An 18932-nucleotide genomic window follows, 5' to 3' on the forward strand; every position below is an offset into this window, starting at 1 on the left:
GATTCTTTATTTCCGTTGTTGTGCCAAAGTTTAATCGTTTTCTATTGAGCCTTGAAAGCCATTTATAAAGCCTCGCCATTTTTCTATTAAAGCCTCCAAGTCGGCTGGCAACTTGCTCGTGAAGTCCATCTGTTTGCCCGTTGTAGGGTGAACAAAGCCGAGTGTCTTTGCATGCAAGGCTTGTCGCGGACAGAGCTTAAATCCATTTTTTACAAAAGCATTATAGGTGCTTGATCGCGTACCACGTAACACTTCTTTACCACCATATCTTTCATCACCAAATAGTGGATGCCCAATATATTTCATGTGAGCACGAATCTGATGAGTGCGACCTGTTTCGAGAATACACTCAATGAGCGTTGTATAGCCAAAACGTTCGATCACCTTATAATGAGTTACAGCATGCTTACCTATTTCAGAGTCGGGTGGAAATACTGTCATACGAAGCCTATCTTTAGGATCACGAGCAATGTTCCCTTCGATGCGCCCTTCATCTTCTACAAAATTTCCCCACACCAAAGCGATGTAGCTGCGGTGGGTAGTCTTATTGAAAAACTGCTTGCCTAGCTTTGTTTTTGCCTCTGGTGTTTTAGCTATAAGCAGCAATCCACTAGTATCTTTGTCGATACGATGTACTAACCCTACTTCGGGGTCATTAGCATCGAACGATGCAAGATCTTTCAAATGCCATGCAATAGCATTGATGAGCGTACCATGAAAATTACCTGCACCTGGGTGAACAACGAGTCCTGCTGGTTTCATTATCACCATTAAGTCATCATCTTCATATATTACATCAAGTGGAATATCCTCTGGTTCAATAGTGTTATCATGCTTAGGACGGTCGAGCATAAGAGTAATAACATCCAATGGACGCACTTTATAGTTGCTCTTTACAGGCTGACCATTTACATGAATGAAGCCAGAGTCGGCAGCTTTTTGTATACGGTTACGGCTAGAGTGTTGCATACGTTCAAAGAGGAACTTGTCAATACGTTCCTTCTCTTGCCCTTTGTCAACCTCTATCTTGAAGTGTTCAAATAGTTCGGGATCATCAGATGGGTTGCCGTCAGCTAAGATTTCTTCCTCATCTAGCAACAAATCGTCGTCTTCAAATTCTTTCATATATCCTTTGCACAGCCACTTTCTTCATCTTTTTCGTTTTTAAAAGGAAGTGTGCTTATATCTTTTTATCAGTAAAAACTTCTATAATAGAAATTATAGATTACTCTTCTGCTGGTTTCTCGCTAGGTACAGCTTCTTTCGATGGTGGTGGAATAGAAGGTACCGTGTGATTCTGTTCTGGCTTAATTTCATTTCCATTCTCATCTACAGGCACTTCAACATACTCGTAAACTTCATCATATTCAGGAGCTTTCTTTTCTACTTCTATGTCTTCGTATTGTGGTTCATTGAGGGTTTCGTTTGGTCCTACTTCACGCGTTCCATCACCCACTTGAAGAATGATCTTTGCATCAATAGGCACACGCTCTCCTTTTTGTACATGCTTACCATTTACAATGATGCCATAAATCCAGTCTTTTTCACCAGGGATATACTCAGGTTCGCCCACTTTAAAGCCTTGCGAGAGCAATTGTGCTGTAGCTTCTCTCAGGGAATTATTATCAATAATATCAGGAATAACAAGCGTTGGCACACTAGCAGCATTGATTGTAACGTAAATAACGTGTGTCGATTTTACACGCTTACCACCTAGAGGAGTTTGCTCTAAAATACAGTCGGGGGGAAGTTCCTTGACATAACCCGTATCGGTTACCTCAATAGTGAGCCCAGCTTTCTCCATAATGCTTGCAGCCTCATCATATTGTTTATGAATAATATTAGGAACAACAATCGATTCCCCATGATGGGTATAAAGGTCAATGCCATATTTAACGCCGATGGCAAAGATAAGTATGATGATAACAATTGCTAGTACATTCCCCCAAAGGTATGTACAGCTTAGTTTTTTAAAGACGTTTCCCGAACTCATGTTTGTCGATTATTATATATAATAATGTGGCAAAGGTATACAAAAAAACGGAAAGAAGCAAAGTTTACACTCTACTTCTTTCCGTTTAGCATTAAATCCTTTACTCAAGGAAATAGGCGCGCTACTTGCCGTGATGCTCGTCAGAAACAGTTAACTTCTTACGACCCTTTGCACGACGAGATGCCAAAACGCGGCGTCCATTCTTTGTAGCCATTCTCTCGCGGAAACCATGCTTGTTTACACGGCGACGGTTATGAGGCTGAAATGTTCTTTTCATTTTCTTATTTATTTATTTGTTATTGTGCAATTTATATTCCAGCGGCATCGAAGAACACCACTTTTTCGGACTGCAAAATTAATTAATCTTTTTGGAATAACCAAGAATTAAGTGATTTTTGCACCAATAATTTATGTTTTTTGTATATTTTCAGTAACTTTGCAGCGTTTAAATAGAAAAAGAAAAGAATATAAAATAATAAATTAGATAACAAGAAATTATGATTAATTCTCAGGAAATCAAAATCGGAACATGTATCCGTCTTGATGGTAAAATTTGGACATGTATTGACTTTCAGCACCGTAAGCCAGGTAAGGGTAACACCGTTATGATTACCAAGCTTAAAAATGTTGCCGATGGTCGCGTGCTAGAGCGTACGTTCCAAGTTGGTTTTAAGTTGGAAGATGTACGTGTTGAGCGTCGTCCTTTCCAGTATCTTTATCAAGACCCTACTGGTTACATCTTTATGAACCAGGAAACTTTCGAGCAGATTCCTATCTCTGAACACCAAATTGATGGTTTTGCATATATGAAGGAAGGCGATGTGGTAGAGGTTGTAACCGACACTTCTGATGGCACAATCCTTTCTGCTGAAATGCCTGCAAAAACCACTTTGAAGATCACACATAGTGAGCCTGGTGTAAAGGGAAATACAGCAACTAACGCTACCAAGCCAGCTACAGTAGAAACGGGTGCAGTTGTTCGCGTTCCTTTGTTTATTAACGAGGGCGAAACAATTCAGATTGATACACGCGATGGTAGCTATTTAGGTCGTGTAAATGCTTAACCCACTTCGGTAAATAATACGAAGGCAAGAAAGAAGATGTAGACACTAGTATAGGGTCTAAGCTTTCTTTCTTGCCTTTTTCTTTAGCTAAAAACCTGTAATTACTAAGCTTTTTAGTCATGAAATATAGCATCATAGTCCCAGTTTACAATCGTCCTGACGAAGTGGAAGAGCTATTAGAGAGCCTTTTACATCAAGAGACGACCGATTTTGAAGTGATTATCGTTGAAGATGGTTCGCAGAAACTATGTCGTGAGATATGCGAACATTATCGTAGCCAGCTCGACCTACATTATTACTTTAAAGAAAATTCAGGGCCAGGACAGAGCCGTAACTATGGTGCTGAACGCGCTCAAGGCGAATATTTATTAATCCTCGACTCAGATGTCGTGGTGCCTAAGGGGTATCTTCTAGCGGTTACTAAGGAACTTTCGGCGGAGTATGCCGATGCCTTTGGTGGCCCTGATCGTGCCGATAGCTCGTTTACGAATACTCAAAAAGCTATTTCTTACTCCATGACCTCGTTTTTTACAACAGGTGGTATTCGTGGTGGAAAGAAAAAACTAGATAAGTTTTATCCTCGTTCTTTTAATATGGGCATTCGTCGTGATGTCTATGCAGAACTAGGGGGCTTCTCAAAGATGCGATTTGGTGAGGACATCGACTTCTCTATTCGTATTTTTAAGGCAGGCAAGAAATGTCGTCTTTTCCCTGATGCATGGGTATATCACAAGCGGCGCACCGACTTCCGTAAATTTTGGCGACAGGTCTTTAATTCAGGTATTGCACGGATCAACCTTTATAAGAAATATCCTGAGAGTTTGAAGCTAGTACATCTTCTACCAATGGTGTTCACTTTGGGTGTGGTTTTTTGCTGTTTTGCAATGCTAACAGGAATAGTTTTTTATGCTCTCCAAGCGCTTATATCCTTCCCCTCAGCAGAAAGTGGATGGGGATTTTTCCTTTATACTATAGGCTTATGCTTAATGGTGCTAGGACTGAGTCCTTTGTTGCTCTATTCCATCATTATTTTTATCGATGCTACAATTAAGAATAAGCGTTTTAGTGTGGGACTACGCTCTATTGTAGCCTCTTTTGTTCAGCTTATGGGCTATGGCTGTGGCTTTTTGCAGGCATGGTGGAGACGCTGCATTCGTGGACAGAATGAATTTCAAGCATACGAAAAGAACTTTTATAAATAATTTTTAGGAGTTATTGCGTTGAGGATATTCATAAATACCCAAAACTCTTTATGAAATCTTTAGATCTTTCTTTCATTGATGAAAATTAATAACCTCTCTCTTGATGATCGCCCTCGCGAAAAAATGATGCGATTGGGTGCAGAAGCTCTCAGTAATGCCGAGCTACTTGCCATTTTGATAGGCTCGGGTTCCCTAGAAGAGAGTTCTGTAGAACTGATGCAACATGTATTGAGCGACTGTAATAATAATCTTAACACATTAGGAAAGCTATCTCAGCACGAGCTAGAGCAATATAAAGGTATTGGACCAGCTAAGGCTATTACCCTCCTTGCTGCTTGCGAATTGGGTAAGCGAAGACAAGCTACCGAGCAAGAAGTGCGCCCCGATTTAGGATCGGCTGTTGCTATTTATAACTATATGCACCCTAAGTTGCAAGACGCACCCGTGGAAGAAGCATGGATTCTCTTGATGAATCAGAATTATAAACTCATAGAAGCGAAACGAATTTCGTGTGGTGGGATAACTGAAACAGCTGTTGATGTACGCCTTATTCTGAAAGAAGCTTTATTAAAGAATGCTACAGTTATAGCCTTTTGCCATAACCATCCTAGCAATAATATAAAACCTAGTAGTCAGGATGATAGGCTCACCGAACAACTAAAAAAAGGGGCAGAATTGCTTCGTATTCATCTTGTCGACCATGTTATCATTACCGATGGTGCCTATTATTCTTACTGTGAAGACGGACGATTATAAAACAAATGATTTCTTATATATAAAACCAAAAATAATTATTACCACTTTTCTACTCACGGTTGTTAATACTTTTGAGCCTATACCAGCAGTTTGTAGTCGTGCTTGGAATGAGGAAATAGGAACATCTTAGTGTTATATCAAAAGGGACGTGGATTTTCCCAAAAAGGGACGTGGGTTTTCATCAAAACCCACGTCCCTTTTTTATGATCGCTTCCCTATATCTATTAAAGGGATATTACCATAGCGAAAAAGTGTTTTTACTTTCCCCTAAAAGAGTATTAACTTTCTTCAAAAAGTACATTAACTTTTCGGGGAAAGTTAATATACTTTTTTCACTGCGATAAGGAGTAGTCTTTTATATCATTATTTTCTTGCTTTATTTTTATCAATAAAACAATCGGGGAGACTACTCGAAGGGCTGCGCCACGAGCCCGTAGTTGCGGTAGCCGTTGTACACGTACACGCTACTACTGCCGAAGTTCAGGTAGTAAGCGTAACTACTATCGCTAGGGTGAGCACTCGACGACCAGTAGAAACCGAGAGAACCGAGATCGCCAAGCTGACCGATAACGTAATGGCCCAACGCAGGGAGGAAGAAGTAATTGTTAATCTCGCTATCTTTTGGCTTGCCAGATATAAGAAGAGAGTTGTAAGTCTTGTAAGTAGCACGCATATCAATATTCTCGTGGTTCTTAAGTTTTAAGTCAGCAAGCTGCTTATTATTTTCGTTAGCGATGACGCTAAGCTTCTTAAGCCAAATACCACCAGTATGCTTCTCACCGAATGCCTCCCACTGAGTAGTATTATCCCAATGAGGATCACCCTTCATTACGTACCAAGCCATTTCGTTAGCGTTAGGAAGTTTCTTAAAAAGAGGATTAACAGAAGCCTCGAAAGAACCGCCACCTTCGTGATACCAACGAGAAGCATCTGCCTCTTTAGACTTAGGGTCTTTATCGTTTGTTGGTGCATCTTCCTTTATTGGCTGCCAAGGGTCCGTAGAGTCCCATTCGTGACCAGACCAATAATTCTCTGCTGCATCCCACATATAATAGTTATGACCACCATCAGAAGAAGTTGCCATATTAAGATTGACAGGAATATCATAAATAGTATTAGCCGCTAACGTGCGAGAACCATAACTCTTAGTAAGAGTAAGAGTTTTATTTGTCTTAGTATCAAAGAGCGTGTACTTCACCTTAATGGTATACTCACCAGGAGCTACGACCATATAAAGAGAATTAGTGATATTTTGTGTATTAACAGTTTTATCGGCAAGCAAAAGACCGTTTTCGCCTGCACGAAGCGTAATGGTCTTAGAACTACCTTCACCAGAAAGACCAGTAGAAGAAAGGTCATAAGTACCAGCGATGTTATTGTTAGAAGTCAGCTCGATACTTTGAATCTTATAGTTTTCACGCTGTTCCTTAGAAGTTATATAAGGAAGGAAGCAAAGGTAAGATGCCTTGTGCTCCAAGTCGAATTTATAACCACTCTTACCAGCCTCTGTATTCTTCTCTGCTTTAGCCACACCGCAATCGCCAGAAGCACCAAAATGCTTCGTATCATTAAACGCTGCCTGCTCCTGTGTAGCTGCAATAACTACCTTCTTAGGATCAGAACCAGACTGGGTACCATTATAATATACATCGTAAGAAGTATTAGCACCATAGGCACCGTTTACTAAGAATGTATTACGAGCTGTTTTATCAGCAATATTGCTTTGGCTCTGGAAAAACTTATTGTTGTCATCCTGTACATAGATGACATCACCTTTCTCCCAAAAGAAAGTACCTTTACCACCGATCGCTGGACGCTCCATTGAGGTACGAGTGAGGAAGCCTGGAGCTACGGTTGAGCTTTCAGAAGCACCAAGCTGTACGCAACTCATAGGAGCTTCAGTAACGATACCACCTGTAAAGGCAGTAAGCTGACCATTAGTAGCAGCGTTCTCTTCGTTAGAACAGCTACTCATCAGCGCAGAGGCAGTCACGCAAGCTGCGAATGTAATGAATGATATTATCTTCATTTTCAATTGTTTGATAAATTATTTTGTTTTCTTATTTCGTTTTTGGTTTGGTTCTTACCAAGAATAGCTAAGAGAGCGCTTGAGACAAGATGCTATGCATAAAGACTATAGCTAGCTAAAAAAGAACTTATGGTTTTTCTGTCCTCGTGCCACCAGAGTCTGCAACGCTAGCGCCACCGCTAGTATCACCTTGCTCATCCCAAATACCACCACTTTCAGCCTCTTTATGTCCGCCCCCGAAAGGAGGACTTCCAGCACAAAGTGAAAAATCTACTGCAAAGCAAGCTATGCTAGGACAAATGTAAGCCGCCTTTATACCTGCGGCATCTGTTTCTATTTTACTCATAACGTTATAATAATTCTTTATTATTACTTTTATTTTTTGAATATACAAAATTCATAAAGGCAAGATAAAAAGTGCCTTACACGAGCAGGCACGACGCATCGCTGCGCACTAAAGTAGCGTACGCAGTAAGGGGTATAAGAGAAGATATACCTACTATATGAGAGAGAGAGAGAGAGAGAGAACAAAATTATTTGGTACTACCAAATAATTTGTGTTAAAAAAATAAAGAAGATTGGTTTTTCTTTGCAGCACAACTTGCCCCAAAGAGTTTTTGGAGTAATACTGTAAGTTGCGATGTAAAAAAGCTGATTTCAATCCCTCTAGTATTTAATTTGCCTTCAAAGGTAATGAATTTTTTATTATCTAGCAAATTTTTAAAGGAATAAAGAAAGGGAAAATATGTTAATGAGGACTTTTATCCATTAACACAAGCACACTAAACGCGCTATTACAGTAAAGATAACCCCATCTAAGGCTAGGGTTATGACATAGAAAAGCTGGAGAAATCACTATTGGGAATAGCAATGATAAACAATAAAAACGAATAAAAAAAAACGGCAACAATCAAAAAAAATGATTGTTGCCGTTTTTTGTTATTACTCTTACAAATAGTTATGCTTTCATTCCCTTAGCATTCTTCTTCTGCTGTTTGCAGCATGCCTTCTTGCCCTTAGTGCATTTCTTTAGCTCCTTGCAGCATGCTTGCTTACCACAGGCACATTGCTTCTGATCTTTGCAACATGCGTTCTTGCCGTCAGCACATTGTTTTTGGTCTTTACAGCATGCTTTCTTACCACAGGCACAACTCTTACCACTTTGTTTGCAACATTGTTTTTCTGTAACAGGCTTGTTACTTTGACAAACTATATTTGCTGATGCCACTGACATCACTCCCATTGCCATAATGGCTAAAAATAATTTCTTCATAATTCTTTTATTTTTAATAAATACCTAAAACAATCATTTACCAAACCAATAACTATTTGGAATGCCTTTTAATTGTCTGATGCAATATTACGGAAAAAAAATAATGTCGTATCAGTTTTATTCAATAAATTAATTTCTTTTAGGAAATAATACAATATTTTATCTATAAAACTTTCCTGCTAATATAAATATTGAAAGCCTATCAGTATGATGATTCCTATCATAGTAAGTAGAAAATGAAAGAAGAGATGCTTAAAATCTCCTTCCATAAGGCAGCGCAAAACAGCACCAAAGCTCCAGCAAATATCAATCATGCAGAGCATATAGATCATTAAAGAGAGTATTTTCATACCTTTGACTTATAAATAAAGACGCTTGTTTACAATATAGCAAATTAAAATGATTACAAAAATACACAAAATATTCATAAGTGTCAATAGGTAATGAGCGTTTTTTTAGTTGAAAGTTGAGAGTTGAAAATATAAAATCTCATTTGAAATCGCTAAATCCTTTACCTTTATGAAAGTGTGTATTGATACTTTTACACTAAACATTGACAGTTGTCCGTATACGCCTAGGATAGTAGCTAAGATTTTTTTTCGACCCTCAACTTTCAATCTTTACATTACCTTATGCGATCCTTGGCTGATAATTACAGGATAAACTTCAGGCACATGACCGTATTTTGTGGTAAATTTCTCGGTAGCAGTGTGGATAAACTGATCATAACGATCGTCCTTTACAAGGTTGATAGTGCATCCGCCAAAGCCTCCGCCCATGATGCGTGAACCAGTTACACCACATTCTTGAGCTATTTCTACAAGGTAGTCTAGTTCCTCGCAGCTTACCTCATACTCCTTGCTTAACCCATAATGGGTGGCGAACATCATTTTACCTACTGTTTCGTAATCGTCTTTTTCCAAAGCGTTGCAAACTGTAAGTACACGCTCTTTTTCGCCAAGAACGAAGTGGGCACGCTGATAATCTTCTGCGCTTACCTCTGCCTTTACTGCTTCTAGCTCATTCATCTCGGCATCGCGAAGGGTTTCAAACTTCTTTTCAGGAAAGTGTTTGCCTAGAGTTTCTACAACGTTTTCGCACGATTTGCGACGATCGTTGTAAGGACTGCCTACTAGTTCATGCTTTACCTTAGAATTAAGCAATACAAGTTTGTAGCCTTGTGGGTGGAAAGGGAAATACTCAAATTCACGGCTACGGCAATCTAAGCGCATGAGTTTGCCTTCTTCTCCAAAGACGCTAGCAAACTGATCCATAATACCACAGTTCACGCCAATGTATTTATGCTCTGTTGCCTGACCAGCAAGAACGATGTCCCACTTTGATATTTTGTTGTCAGCAAAGAGATCGTTGAGCGCACAACCAAAGCAACTCTCCATAGCAGCCGATGACGACATACCTGCGCCCAATGGCACATCACCTGCAAAGGCAATATTGAAACCTTTTACATCAACACCTAAAGCTTGGAACTCGCGCACCATTCCATAGATGAAACGTGCCCATGTAGCACGAGGGCCTTCAGGGTCGGTTACCTTAAACTCTACACGATCTTTTAAGTCGATAGAGTAAGCCATTACTGTGTCAGTACCATTTGGTCTGACTTCTGCCATAATACCTTTATCTACTGCACCCGGAAATACGAAGCCACCGTTATAATCGGTGTGTTCGCCAATAAGGTTTATACGACCAGGTGAAAAATAGATATTACCAGTTTTACCATCAAAATGCTTGATAAAACGAGAGCGTACAAATTCTATGTCCATACGATTTTTGTAGTTTAGTTATTAGATATAGATATAAAAAGCCCTCCTTCCATATTCGTGAAAAGAGGGCATAGCTTGTTTATTATTAATCTACCTTAATATCCTTATTTACATTCTTGCTACCCACAAGAGCATAGAAGCACATGTAAGCGATACCTGCTAGCGGTACGATGTAAGATACTAAGTAAGCTGTGTTGTCAGCAATGAAGTTCTGAAGCAATGGAAGGATACCTCCGCCCACTACCATCATCATAAAGATACCTGATGCAGCAGCAGTGTATTTACCCAATCCTTCTGTTGCAAGGTTGAAGATAGAAGGCCACATAACAGAGGTGCAAAGACCGCAAAGTACAATCAATAGTGCAGCTACTGGTACGCTAACCATATTGAATGCAGAACCTGTAAATACTGGCATGGTAACGGTTGACGACTTGCCAAGCATCATTGCAGCAACAAGCAATGCCATTGCTACAACGGTAACACCTGTCATTAAGGTTTTAGAGGAAACCTTATCCGCAATGAAACCAGCAACAAAACGTCCAATCAACATACAAAACCAATAGGTTGCAGCTACTGCTCCAGCTATCTTTGTAGCAGTGGTTGGATCAAGGTTAGCCCCCTTCTCGGTTACATCTGATAGATAGAAAATCAACGTTCCAGGTAATCCTACTTCTACACCCACATAGATGAAGATAGCAATAGCACCTAAAACGAAATGGCGGAAAGCCCATGGACTAGCCTCGAAAACAGTATTATCGGTAGTCTTTCCTATCTCAGGGTCTTTGATTGGGATAAATGTTAGTATCACGAAAGCTGCTAAGAATACTCCCATAGCAATGTAAAGCACAGGATTAACATTGGCAATAGCAGTATCTTTTGTTACTTGACCGATCAAAGCTCCTACGAATAAAGGTGTTAAAGTACCAGAAAGAGAGTTTAATGTACCACCGATCATATTCAACTGGTTACCACGATTACCACCACCACCAAGCAAATTCAACATTGGATTAACTACAGTATTCAAGGTACATACACAGAAGCCTGCGATGAAAGCACCAAGAAGGTAAACTGCAAAACCTATTACAGGCTCTCCTTTTCCAAAGAAACCTGAAAGATATTGGATTAATACGCCTATAAAACCGATACCAATACCAAAAAGAGCAGTTTTCTTGTAACCAATCTTTGTTAGCAATTTACCAGCAGGAATACCCATAAAGAGGTAAGCCAAGAAGTTAGCCATATTACCAAGCATACCCACAGTGTTTGCGCTATCACCTGTGAACGTACTCTTCCAAATGACACCAATAGGTGCAGCCAAGTTTGTTACGAACGAGATCATTGCATACAGAAACATCATCGTGATGATTGCAATGATACTACCATTTTGTTTTGTGTTACTCATCTTTTGTTTTTATTTATTTTATTTATTATTGTCGAATAATGAGTTATTTATAATCTTACTTTTTATAGTTTATAGCTATGCTTTTAGCCATTAATCCCGGCAAAGCCGCTATTTCCGTAAGCAATATTACTAATTTTATCTTTCTACACCAAATTTATAAATAGTTTTTTGCTTATATTCTTCATTTGGATTGAGTACTACAGATGGGAAATAAGGATGGTTTGGAGAGTCGGGGAAGTGTTGTGCTTCGAAGCAAATAGCACTGCGGCGTGGGAAAGTTGCTCCGTGCTGACCAACATAACCGTCAGCCCAGTTGTCTGTATATACCTGTACGCCCGGTTCGGTAGTCCATACTTCCATTGTACGTCCGCTCTTAGGTTCTTTGATACGTGCTGCAAATGATAGTTCGCCTTCTTCTTGCTTGTTGAGTACAAAGCAATGATCATATCCTGCACCATTCTTTATTTGTTCATCATCAGCATCAATGTCTCTACCCACTGGTTTAGAGGTGCGGAAGTCGAATGGTGTGCCTTCTACCTTTAATATCTCACCCGTAGGAATAGATGTATCATCAATAGGTAAAAAGAAGTTAGCATTGATCTCACACTCTAAATCATCAATAGTTGGAGTAGGGTTAGCTATTCCTGCTAATGAGAAGAAGCCATGACTAGTTAGGTTGATGATGGTTTTCTTATTGGTCTTTGCCAAGTATTTTATTACTAGCTCATTGTCATCGGTGAGAGAATAAGCCACCCAAACTGCTAACTCACCTCTATACCCTTCCTCACCATAAGGTGATATATACTTTAGTACTACAGCATGATCGTTTACTTGATTAGCATCCCACACCTTAGCGTTAAAGCCCTTCTTACCACCGTGCAGCGAGTTTGGACCGTTATTGATGGCTAGATGATATTCTTTTCCATTTAGCTGAAAACGCCCACGTGCAATGCGGTTACCATACCTGCCTACGAGTGTAGATAAATAAGGTTCTGGTGATGCCACCACATCATGTATATTATCGTGTCCTTGAATGATATTTGCTAACTTTCCTTCACGGTCTGGCATCATAATAGCTACGATAGCTCCGCCATAGTTGGTTACTGCCACTTCGCACCCGTGTGCATTACGAAGGATATATAGGTCGGTCATTTTTCCACCTATGTTTGCCTGAAAATTTTCCCTTTTCAAACCACATACTAACGCTTCATTGCTTGCTTTTTCCATACTTTATGTTTTTAGTTATCACCGTGATAATTTAATGTTAAATATTCTCTATTGGTATTTTTTTGTTGATCAAAATAGTTTGATCAGATGCAAAGTAAGTAAATTTAGGAGAATATTGCAAATTATTTCTACATAAATCTAACAATAAAATGACACCAAATAATTCTGTTCATCCATGTAACTTTTTATTCAGTTGCCCCCATTTCTAGCTTTTTTCTACCTTTGCACACAGATGTAATTAATAAAAACTATTCAGAATATGAGACAAAAGAAGTTTGGCAGAAATACCAACATAGTTGATAATTGAAAATCCAAATAATTGTGAATATGGCTGTTATTTTATGTTGATTGGTTATGGCTTTTACGATTAAAAGTATATATATCCTTTTTGAAAAATCTTAGAATGCTTTTTCAAGCAACCATATACATACGTGCTTAAAGCAAAATATTAGTCATAAAAAAAAGGTGCGCAACTTAGGGAAAAATCCCTTGTTGTGCACCTTTTTCGGTTGTCCGAAGACAATCTTCTGTGTGTGTTATTCCTGTGTAACAATCTAAATCCTTAATAACTAAATTCCTATTATGTTAAAAACAATCAATTACTTTTACCTAAATAACTAAAACCTAAATCTATATTACTACTAACCTGAACAATCTATGTCTTTTATTTTGATGATGCAAAGGTACGTGTGTTCGCACACATATCCAAGAGTTTGGTAAGAAAAGTTCTATGTTTTAATATTTTTTTGATATAAGTCAAATAGTTTTGGTCGTTTTTTATTATATAGTAACTATTGTCCTTGCACCTATTCTATTGCATTACTCCTCGCATATCATCTAAAATACACATAACTCTATATCGAAAAAGATGAACGAAGGCATATTATCTTATTAGAAAGTTGTACATTTGTGGCAGGTAAAATGTTTATGATGAGAAATATATTATTTATATCTTTACTTATAACAGCACTTTATAGTTGCGGAAAACGGTCATCACAAATGGGAACTTCAGCTACATCGGATACTGCCCAAACTACAAATACAAAAGTAATATGGGCAGAGCAAAATGAATATGGCGATGAGCGTATTCGCGCAGTAAACGAAAATAATGCAGGCTTTTCTATAGGAAAACTAAGGCACGTAAAGGTAGAAGAATTCTGTTTGGGTAGTAGAAATCCTGAAACTTTAGATATGTTACCCACTGCCCAAACCATTAATAAAAAGGACTCCACCTTGATAAAACAGCTCAATGCAGGTGAAGTGTTTATGCTTCAGAAAGGTGAGCGAGGCGATGTTCTCATTGATGCTGGTACAAAAATACAAGTGCGATTTCAGGTTGGCGAGCTTTGGATATGGAAGTCGAATGTACTTACTTCTGCTGAGACTTTGCGATAACTCTTTTGAAAGAGAACTTTCTTCGTACCTTTATCTATTTTAAATATGCCCTTTTTCCATTTTACATTATCGTGAAGGCTGTGGCAGCTCGAAAAGAGTATCTGTTTATGCAAGAGCTTACATGCTTCCAAAGACAGCCTTATCCATAAAAAAGAGGTGATCCTCCGCTCCTTGCAAAAGATCACCTCCATTCTTAAAGCCCTCTAAAGAGTGCTACGCCTAATGGTTAAGCACTTATCTAAGCCATTGCTCTGGATTAAGTTTTGCTCGCTCGTTGCGCAATTGGAACTGGAGAACACCCGTAGAATTAACCGTTCCGAGAGTTTGACCTGTACCCACTTTCTGACCAGTATGCACGTTTACCGCAGCAAGGTTACAATAAACAGATATGTAAAAACCATGACGCACCATTACGATCGTAGAGCCACCTGCATGGAAAACACCACTTACCTCACCCATAAAAACACTACGCACAGGACTTCCCGGTGCACCCTTAATATTTATACCATCGCTATTGAGACGAATATTGTGCATTCCTGCTACATTATACTGACCAAAATGAGTTACAATCCTGCCACTCATAGGCATAGGTAAACGCCCCTTGTTATTGGCAAAATTTCCCGTCATAGCACGGTCGGCAGCGGTCATACTGTTGTCTACCTCGTCAGCCTTACGCGCTGCCTCTGCCTCACGAGCCGCACGCTCTCGATCGGCAGCAGCTTTACGCTCTGCTGCCACACGATTGGCTTCTGCCTCATTTGCCAACTGATCGGCACGCGCACGATCGGCGGCAGCCTTTGCCTCTGCCTTTCGCTGTGCTTCGCGTGCCTTACGTTCTGCCGCTTCCGCCTTACGACGAGCTGCTTCTTTCCGAGAAGAAGTCTCGGCAGCAGCAGCCTGACGCGCCTTTTCAGCAGCTATACGAGCAGCCTCTGCACGAGCAGCCGCTTCTTTTTTAGCCTTCTCGGCAGCAGCAGCGGCAGCCTGTGCCTCAGCTTTTGCCTTTGCCTCGCGTGCTTTTGCTTCCGCAATACGGCGAGCATTCTCTTGTGCTGCCTTGATAGCAGCAGCACGCTTACGTGCCATTTCCTCAGCACGCTTCTTTGCTGCAGCAGCACGAGCAGCTGCTTGCGCACGTGCTTCGGCAAGAGCACGCGCACGTGCTTTTTGTATTTCGATAGTTACTAGACGGTCGATTTGTGCATTAATGGCTTGTTGCTGTTGGCGACGCTGTGCTATAACCGCTTGCAAAGCCTGCTGATCCTTCTGAAGGCTACTTACCACTTGCTGTTGTTCCACACGCTTGCTTTGCATCTGCGCATGTGCTTGCCGCCCTTTATATAATAATGTACTCTTTTGTACACGTACTTGCTGCAACTGCACTTGCTTATGATCTATTTGAGCCTGCTTTGCCTTTAATTGTTCTCCCTGCGCACGTTGATAAGCAGCATATTCACGCACAAAGCGCAAACGGCGGTACATCTGTGAAAGACTTTTTGCCGAGAAAATAAACATCATCTTATCTTGTATGCTGCGATGGCGTGCCATATAGCGCATTGACAAGATGAAGCGACGACGACGTTCGGTTAATTGTGCTTGGAGAGATTTCAGTTGTCCCTTCAAGATACTTATATTATTGTCTAGCCCTTTAACATCAGTGGCAATATGGTTAATAGTTTGCTGTTGCTGTCCTATTTCTGTATCAAGCCGCATTATCTTTCGCAAACGCTGCTCAACATCTTTCTGTTTTTCCTTGACTTCCGTTTCATTTTGGGATATTTCCTTTTGAATTTCCTGATTTTTCTTCTGTAAATCCTTAATAGCAGAAGTGGTAACATACTTAGGAGTAGCCGCTTTTCTCTTTATAGGAGTAGTTGTTTTCTTACCTTTTTTAGATGAACGCTGTGCTGGTTGTGCTTTACGATCCACACGTTGAGGCTTCTTGCCAGCCTTAGGAGTTGCCTTTTGAGTGTGCTGATTAGTGTTTTGCACACGCTCTACCGTAGGCTTTGCTGCTGGAGCAATCCGCTTTGTGGTCTTTGTTTGTACGTTAGTAGTTGTAGTCTTACGCTTTGTTGCAGAGCTAGTATGCTGAGCAAACAACGTAAGAACACTTGTTATACAACAAATCGTTAAGAGTAAATATCGTCTCATTTACAAATTCATTAGTTTTCCAAGAATATCTTCTACCCTCACTTTTGTGTATGAGCTAGAGGGTGTAGTAATAGTTTCCCAGTCTGATCGATCGCTAAATCCGTTTAACTCAAACTTAGCTCTGATACGCTTCTTCTCTGCTGTAGCCTGTGTTTCTATTGTGATTTCATGCAAGGCTGGGAATTGTTTTGAGCCAAAGCTATTAAAATTAGCATAATCCCATATAAGCGTAGAGGTGCCATGACTAGTGCTAACATAACTTGCTTGTGCCTTATTTATTTGGCTATCAGGATTTGAAACAAGCCATGTATAAGTCATTCTCTTGTCCTTTAACACTACAGGCACATTGACCTGACCCGCCTGAAGTGTAGCCAACTTCACATCAAAGTTTTGCAAAGCCGCTTCATTTATGCCCTGTTGCCCCGGCACAAAGAATTCATTCCAGAACAAAGCCTGAAGCGAATAGAAATCGATACCATTATTCCGCAAGAAACTTACATCATTGTAAGCAGCCTTAACATACTGCTTATGAATGCGGTCGATAAAGAGAACATAGTCCTTTGTAAACTCGATGCGCCCTACTTCGCTACGCAATAAAGGTATTAATAGTTGCAAGCGAATAACCTCATCTTTACGCATGTGAAGTATGCCTGGTACCGAAATATTCCTACCATTGCGGTTAAGCGTAAAGGTAAGATCAGCAACAAGGTTCTTCTGATAAAGTGCTTTATCGTAAACTTTCTGTAGGAAAGCTAACGATTGTTGCTTTGCAGTATTTGCGGTCTTAGCATCTGAAGTAGATTTTGATATAGAAGGGGTAGTTGAAGGCACGCTAGAAGTCGGCTTCACAACATTCTTTTGTGTACCACAAGCGGCAAAGGCTAGTGTAACAACACTAACTATAAATAATTTACGAATTATCATTCTGCAATATATTTTCTTATTTGTAATTTCTTCTTTAACACTTCACTCGTATTGCCTTTCTCAAGAGACTTTCGCCAATAGCCGATGGCTTTTTCCATATCGCCTACCATTGCATGTACGTCACCAGCATGTTCTAGTATGGTTTTATCGGGCGATTTGTCATATAACAACACTTGCTCCATATATATTTTAGCCTCCTCATAACGCTTTTCTTGAAACAAAATCCATGCGTAAGTATCAAGGTAAGTGCTATTTTTAGGCTCTGCTTTCACTGTTTTATAGCTCATTTGCTCGGCACGTGGCAGGTCTTTGTTATGCAAACTGAGGTAGTAAGCATAGTTATTGAGTGCAGGGTAATTCTCTGGTTTCCACTGTAAGCAGCTATCATAAGCTGCAAAAGCCTCAGTATCTAATCCTTTTTCGTGGAAGATGTCGCCCATAATAGCATAGAAATCGGACACTATATCGGGGTTGCTCTCCGATGTAATTTTCGATACTCCCTTCTTAAAGGTTTCGAGAGCCGCATCGTTTTGATGCTTTTGAAATTGTGCAAAGCCTTGGAAATAATAGAAAGCAATCTCTTCTGGATTATACAACAGAGCTGGTTTACATAACTCAATGACACGATCGAAGTCTTGTCCTATCCACACATTTTGTATCAAGTTGATACGTGCAGAGATGTTTTCTGGCTCTACTTTAAGTGCTGCTATATATACTTTGTTAAGCGAATCGGCAGGCATTTTAAGCATATTCATAAATGCAGCTTTAAGCATCAACATATCGGCATTCTCTTGTGGAGCAGAGAGAGCTTCGTTAAAGAGGCGGAATATCTTATTACTGTCTTTTATATTAGCCGATTGATAAGTGGCTATATTTTGACGAATAATTGTTAATTTAGTATCAAATTCTGTCTTTGAAGAGCGCAATAGTTCGCTCGTCAGATGGTCTATAGCCTTCTGATCGTTAGTGGCTTTATAATAATCAAGCAGAGATAGCTTTGCAGCAGCATTCTCTTCGTCCTCCTTTAACACCTCATTGTAGAGCTTTAAAGCCTCCTTTTTCTTACCTTTTTTTAGAAGCCAATTGCCCATCATCAACTTATAGTTAAGCTCCAAAGGGTGATTATCGACCAAAGTCTTCAATTCTTCATACTCCTTTTTCTTATCGCCTGCTTGCTCATAGATTTGCATTTTACTTAAAGAAATCTGCTCACTCGACCCGTTGAGTACCTCCATACGATTTAAAACATCTATCATCATCGTATAATTGTTGGTCAACGCATAGAGTTGTAATAGCATTTGCAATATATCTTGGCGTGTTTTGCTGGTATTATAAAGGCGTTCAAAGGCTACAATAGCCTTTGGGTAATCTTTAGAAGCTGCACTTATCTGCCCTATTTTTTCTTGATAAGCAGGGTTATCGGGATTTAACTCGGCTGCTTTAGCAAAATATTCTCGTGTGGATGTAGTATCTTTGAGATGGAAATAATATCCAGCCAGTTTATAATAGGTTTCTGCTCCCTTTGGATTTAGTTCCAAAGCGCGATTATAAAGATCAAAAGCTGCACTAAGATGTCCCATTTCTTGTTGGCGAACACCTTCTAAAAAGGAATAGCTAGCATGCAGCAAACTGTCTTCTGTTTGTGCTTTTATCGGTGTAACACCACATAAAAGAAGCACTACTAACATTATCTTATTTATAAAAAACCTTTTTATCATTTCAGCTTTCAATC

16 protein-coding genes are annotated in these 18932 nt (G+C 39.7%); 4 read left to right on the plus strand and 12 right to left on the minus strand.

Annotation, left to right across the window (positions count from 1 at the left end; genetic code table 11):
- Positions 1 to 30: 30 nt before the first annotated feature.
- The 3 genes from PREBIDRAFT_RS04645 to rpmH form a co-directional block, all read right to left on the minus strand.
- Positions 31 to 1026: an RluA family pseudouridine synthase gene (locus PREBIDRAFT_RS04645; RefSeq protein WP_394330217.1), complete on the minus strand. Its 996-nt coding sequence runs from the start codon at positions 1024 to 1026 to the stop codon at positions 31 to 33.
- Between the two features lie 199 nt (positions 1027 to 1225).
- Entirely contained in the window at positions 1226 to 1993 is a 768-nt protein-coding gene (locus PREBIDRAFT_RS04650; RefSeq protein ID WP_004336901.1) for a PASTA domain-containing protein, read from the minus strand.
- Between the two features lie 121 nt (positions 1994 to 2114).
- Positions 2115 to 2270 (minus strand): 50S ribosomal protein L34, encoded by a 156-nt coding sequence (gene rpmH / locus PREBIDRAFT_RS04655; RefSeq protein ID WP_004336902.1) that lies wholly within the window; start codon positions 2268 to 2270, stop codon positions 2115 to 2117.
- Between the two features lie 220 nt (positions 2271 to 2490).
- On the opposite strand from rpmH, the gene efp reads away from it, so the two are divergent.
- The 3 genes from efp to radC all read left to right on the plus strand — a co-directional run bounded on the left by efp (position 2491) and on the right by radC (position 5015).
- Positions 2491 to 3057 carry an elongation factor P gene (efp, locus tag PREBIDRAFT_RS04660; protein ID WP_004336903.1) on the plus strand — a complete coding sequence of 189 codons (567 nt, stop codon included), beginning with the start codon at positions 2491 to 2493 and terminating at the stop codon, positions 3055 to 3057.
- Positions 3058 to 3176: 119 nt separating this feature from the next.
- The gene (locus PREBIDRAFT_RS04665; protein WP_004336904.1) at positions 3177 to 4259 is read left to right on the plus strand and encodes a glycosyltransferase; all 1083 of its coding nucleotides are present in this window, start codon (positions 3177 to 3179) and stop codon (positions 4257 to 4259) included.
- A gap of 78 nt (positions 4260 to 4337) precedes the next feature.
- A complete protein-coding gene (radC, locus tag PREBIDRAFT_RS04670) occupies positions 4338 to 5015 on the plus strand; it encodes a RadC family protein (protein WP_004336905.1) in 678 nt (225 codons plus the stop codon).
- Between the two features lie 406 nt (positions 5016 to 5421).
- On the opposite strand, the gene PREBIDRAFT_RS04675 is transcribed toward radC, so the two are convergent.
- The 6 genes from PREBIDRAFT_RS04675 to PREBIDRAFT_RS04700 all read right to left on the minus strand — a co-directional run bounded on the left by PREBIDRAFT_RS04675 (position 5422) and on the right by PREBIDRAFT_RS04700 (position 12727).
- The gene (locus tag PREBIDRAFT_RS04675) at positions 5422 to 7044 is read right to left on the minus strand and encodes a hypothetical protein (RefSeq protein WP_004336907.1); all 1623 of its coding nucleotides are present in this window, start codon (positions 7042 to 7044) and stop codon (positions 5422 to 5424) included.
- Between the two features lie 127 nt (positions 7045 to 7171).
- Complete coding sequence (locus PREBIDRAFT_RS04680; protein WP_004336908.1) at positions 7172 to 7390, minus strand: hypothetical protein; 219 nt, start codon at positions 7388 to 7390, stop codon at positions 7172 to 7174.
- A 612-nt stretch (positions 7391 to 8002) separates the two neighbouring features.
- A complete protein-coding gene (locus PREBIDRAFT_RS04685) occupies positions 8003 to 8317 on the minus strand; it encodes a hypothetical protein (protein ID WP_004336872.1) in 315 nt (104 codons plus the stop codon).
- Positions 8318 to 8937: 620 nt separating this feature from the next.
- Positions 8938 to 10098 (minus strand): galactokinase, encoded by a 1161-nt coding sequence (gene galK / locus PREBIDRAFT_RS04690; RefSeq protein WP_004336870.1) that lies wholly within the window; start codon positions 10096 to 10098, stop codon positions 8938 to 8940.
- Positions 10099 to 10183: 85 nt separating this feature from the next.
- Complete coding sequence (locus PREBIDRAFT_RS04695; RefSeq protein WP_004339347.1) at positions 10184 to 11500, minus strand: MFS transporter; 1317 nt, start codon at positions 11498 to 11500, stop codon at positions 10184 to 10186.
- A gap of 135 nt (positions 11501 to 11635) precedes the next feature.
- Positions 11636 to 12727, minus strand: coding sequence for an aldose epimerase family protein (locus PREBIDRAFT_RS04700; RefSeq protein WP_004338860.1), 1092 nt, complete (start codon positions 12725 to 12727; stop codon positions 11636 to 11638).
- A 999-nt stretch (positions 12728 to 13726) separates the two neighbouring features.
- Between PREBIDRAFT_RS04700 and PREBIDRAFT_RS04705 the strand changes: the two genes are divergently transcribed.
- Entirely contained in the window at positions 13727 to 14122 is a 396-nt protein-coding gene (locus PREBIDRAFT_RS04705) for a hypothetical protein (protein WP_004339349.1), read from the plus strand.
- 234 nt (positions 14123 to 14356) lie between these two features.
- Here PREBIDRAFT_RS04705 and PREBIDRAFT_RS04710 read toward each other — a convergent pair whose 3' ends face one another.
- The 3 genes from PREBIDRAFT_RS04710 to PREBIDRAFT_RS04720 are packed head-to-tail and all read right to left on the minus strand — an operon-like array spanning position 14357 to position 18918.
- Complete coding sequence (locus PREBIDRAFT_RS04710) at positions 14357 to 16276, minus strand: murein hydrolase activator EnvC family protein (protein WP_004339350.1); 1920 nt, start codon at positions 16274 to 16276, stop codon at positions 14357 to 14359.
- Positions 16277 to 17200, minus strand: coding sequence for a DUF4292 domain-containing protein (locus tag PREBIDRAFT_RS04715; RefSeq protein ID WP_004338857.1), 924 nt, complete (start codon positions 17198 to 17200; stop codon positions 16277 to 16279).
- On the minus strand, positions 17197 to 18918 hold the full coding sequence (locus PREBIDRAFT_RS04720) for a tetratricopeptide repeat protein (RefSeq protein ID WP_407918600.1): 1722 nt from the start codon (positions 18916 to 18918) through the stop codon (positions 17197 to 17199). Before PREBIDRAFT_RS04720 ends, PREBIDRAFT_RS04715 begins: the two co-directional genes overlap by 4 nt.
- Between the last annotated feature and the right edge of the window lie 14 nt (positions 18919 to 18932).

It is taken from the genome of Prevotella bivia DSM 20514 (assembly GCF_000262545.1).
Classification (GTDB): domain Bacteria; phylum Bacteroidota; class Bacteroidia; order Bacteroidales; family Bacteroidaceae; genus Prevotella; species Prevotella bivia.

Bases quoted from the DNA above. Each gene is read 5' to 3' on its own strand.
- PREBIDRAFT_RS04700 (WP_004338860.1), bottom strand. From the start codon at position 12,727: ATGGAAAAAGCAAGCAATGAAGCGTTAGTATGTGGTTTGAAAAGGGAA.
- radC (WP_004336905.1), top strand. From the start codon at position 4,338: ATGAAAATTAATAACCTCTCTCTTGATGATCGCCCTCGCGAAAAAATG.
- PREBIDRAFT_RS04710 (WP_004339350.1), bottom strand. From the start codon at position 16,276: ATGAGACGATATTTACTCTTAACGATTTGTTGTATAACAAGTGTTCTT.
- PREBIDRAFT_RS04720 (WP_407918600.1), bottom strand. From the start codon at position 18,918: ATGATAAAAAGGTTTTTTATAAATAAGATAATGTTAGTAGTGCTTCTT.
- PREBIDRAFT_RS04705 (WP_004339349.1), top strand. From the start codon at position 13,727: ATGGGAACTTCAGCTACATCGGATACTGCCCAAACTACAAATACAAAA.
- PREBIDRAFT_RS04715 (WP_004338857.1), bottom strand. From the start codon at position 17,200: ATGATAATTCGTAAATTATTTATAGTTAGTGTTGTTACACTAGCCTTT.
- PREBIDRAFT_RS04675 (WP_004336907.1), bottom strand. From the start codon at position 7,044: ATGAAGATAATATCATTCATTACATTCGCAGCTTGCGTGACTGCCTCT.
- efp (WP_004336903.1), top strand. From the start codon at position 2,491: ATGATTAATTCTCAGGAAATCAAAATCGGAACATGTATCCGTCTTGAT.
- PREBIDRAFT_RS04665 (WP_004336904.1), top strand. From the start codon at position 3,177: ATGAAATATAGCATCATAGTCCCAGTTTACAATCGTCCTGACGAAGTG.
- PREBIDRAFT_RS04650 (WP_004336901.1), bottom strand. From the start codon at position 1,993: ATGAGTTCGGGAAACGTCTTTAAAAAACTAAGCTGTACATACCTTTGG.
- PREBIDRAFT_RS04680 (WP_004336908.1), bottom strand. From the start codon at position 7,390: ATGAGTAAAATAGAAACAGATGCCGCAGGTATAAAGGCGGCTTACATT.
- PREBIDRAFT_RS04695 (WP_004339347.1), bottom strand. From the start codon at position 11,500: ATGAGTAACACAAAACAAAATGGTAGTATCATTGCAATCATCACGATG.
- galK (WP_004336870.1), bottom strand. From the start codon at position 10,098: ATGGACATAGAATTTGTACGCTCTCGTTTTATCAAGCATTTTGATGGT.
- PREBIDRAFT_RS04685 (WP_004336872.1), bottom strand. From the start codon at position 8,317: ATGAAGAAATTATTTTTAGCCATTATGGCAATGGGAGTGATGTCAGTG.
- rpmH (WP_004336902.1), bottom strand. From the start codon at position 2,270: ATGAAAAGAACATTTCAGCCTCATAACCGTCGCCGTGTAAACAAGCAT.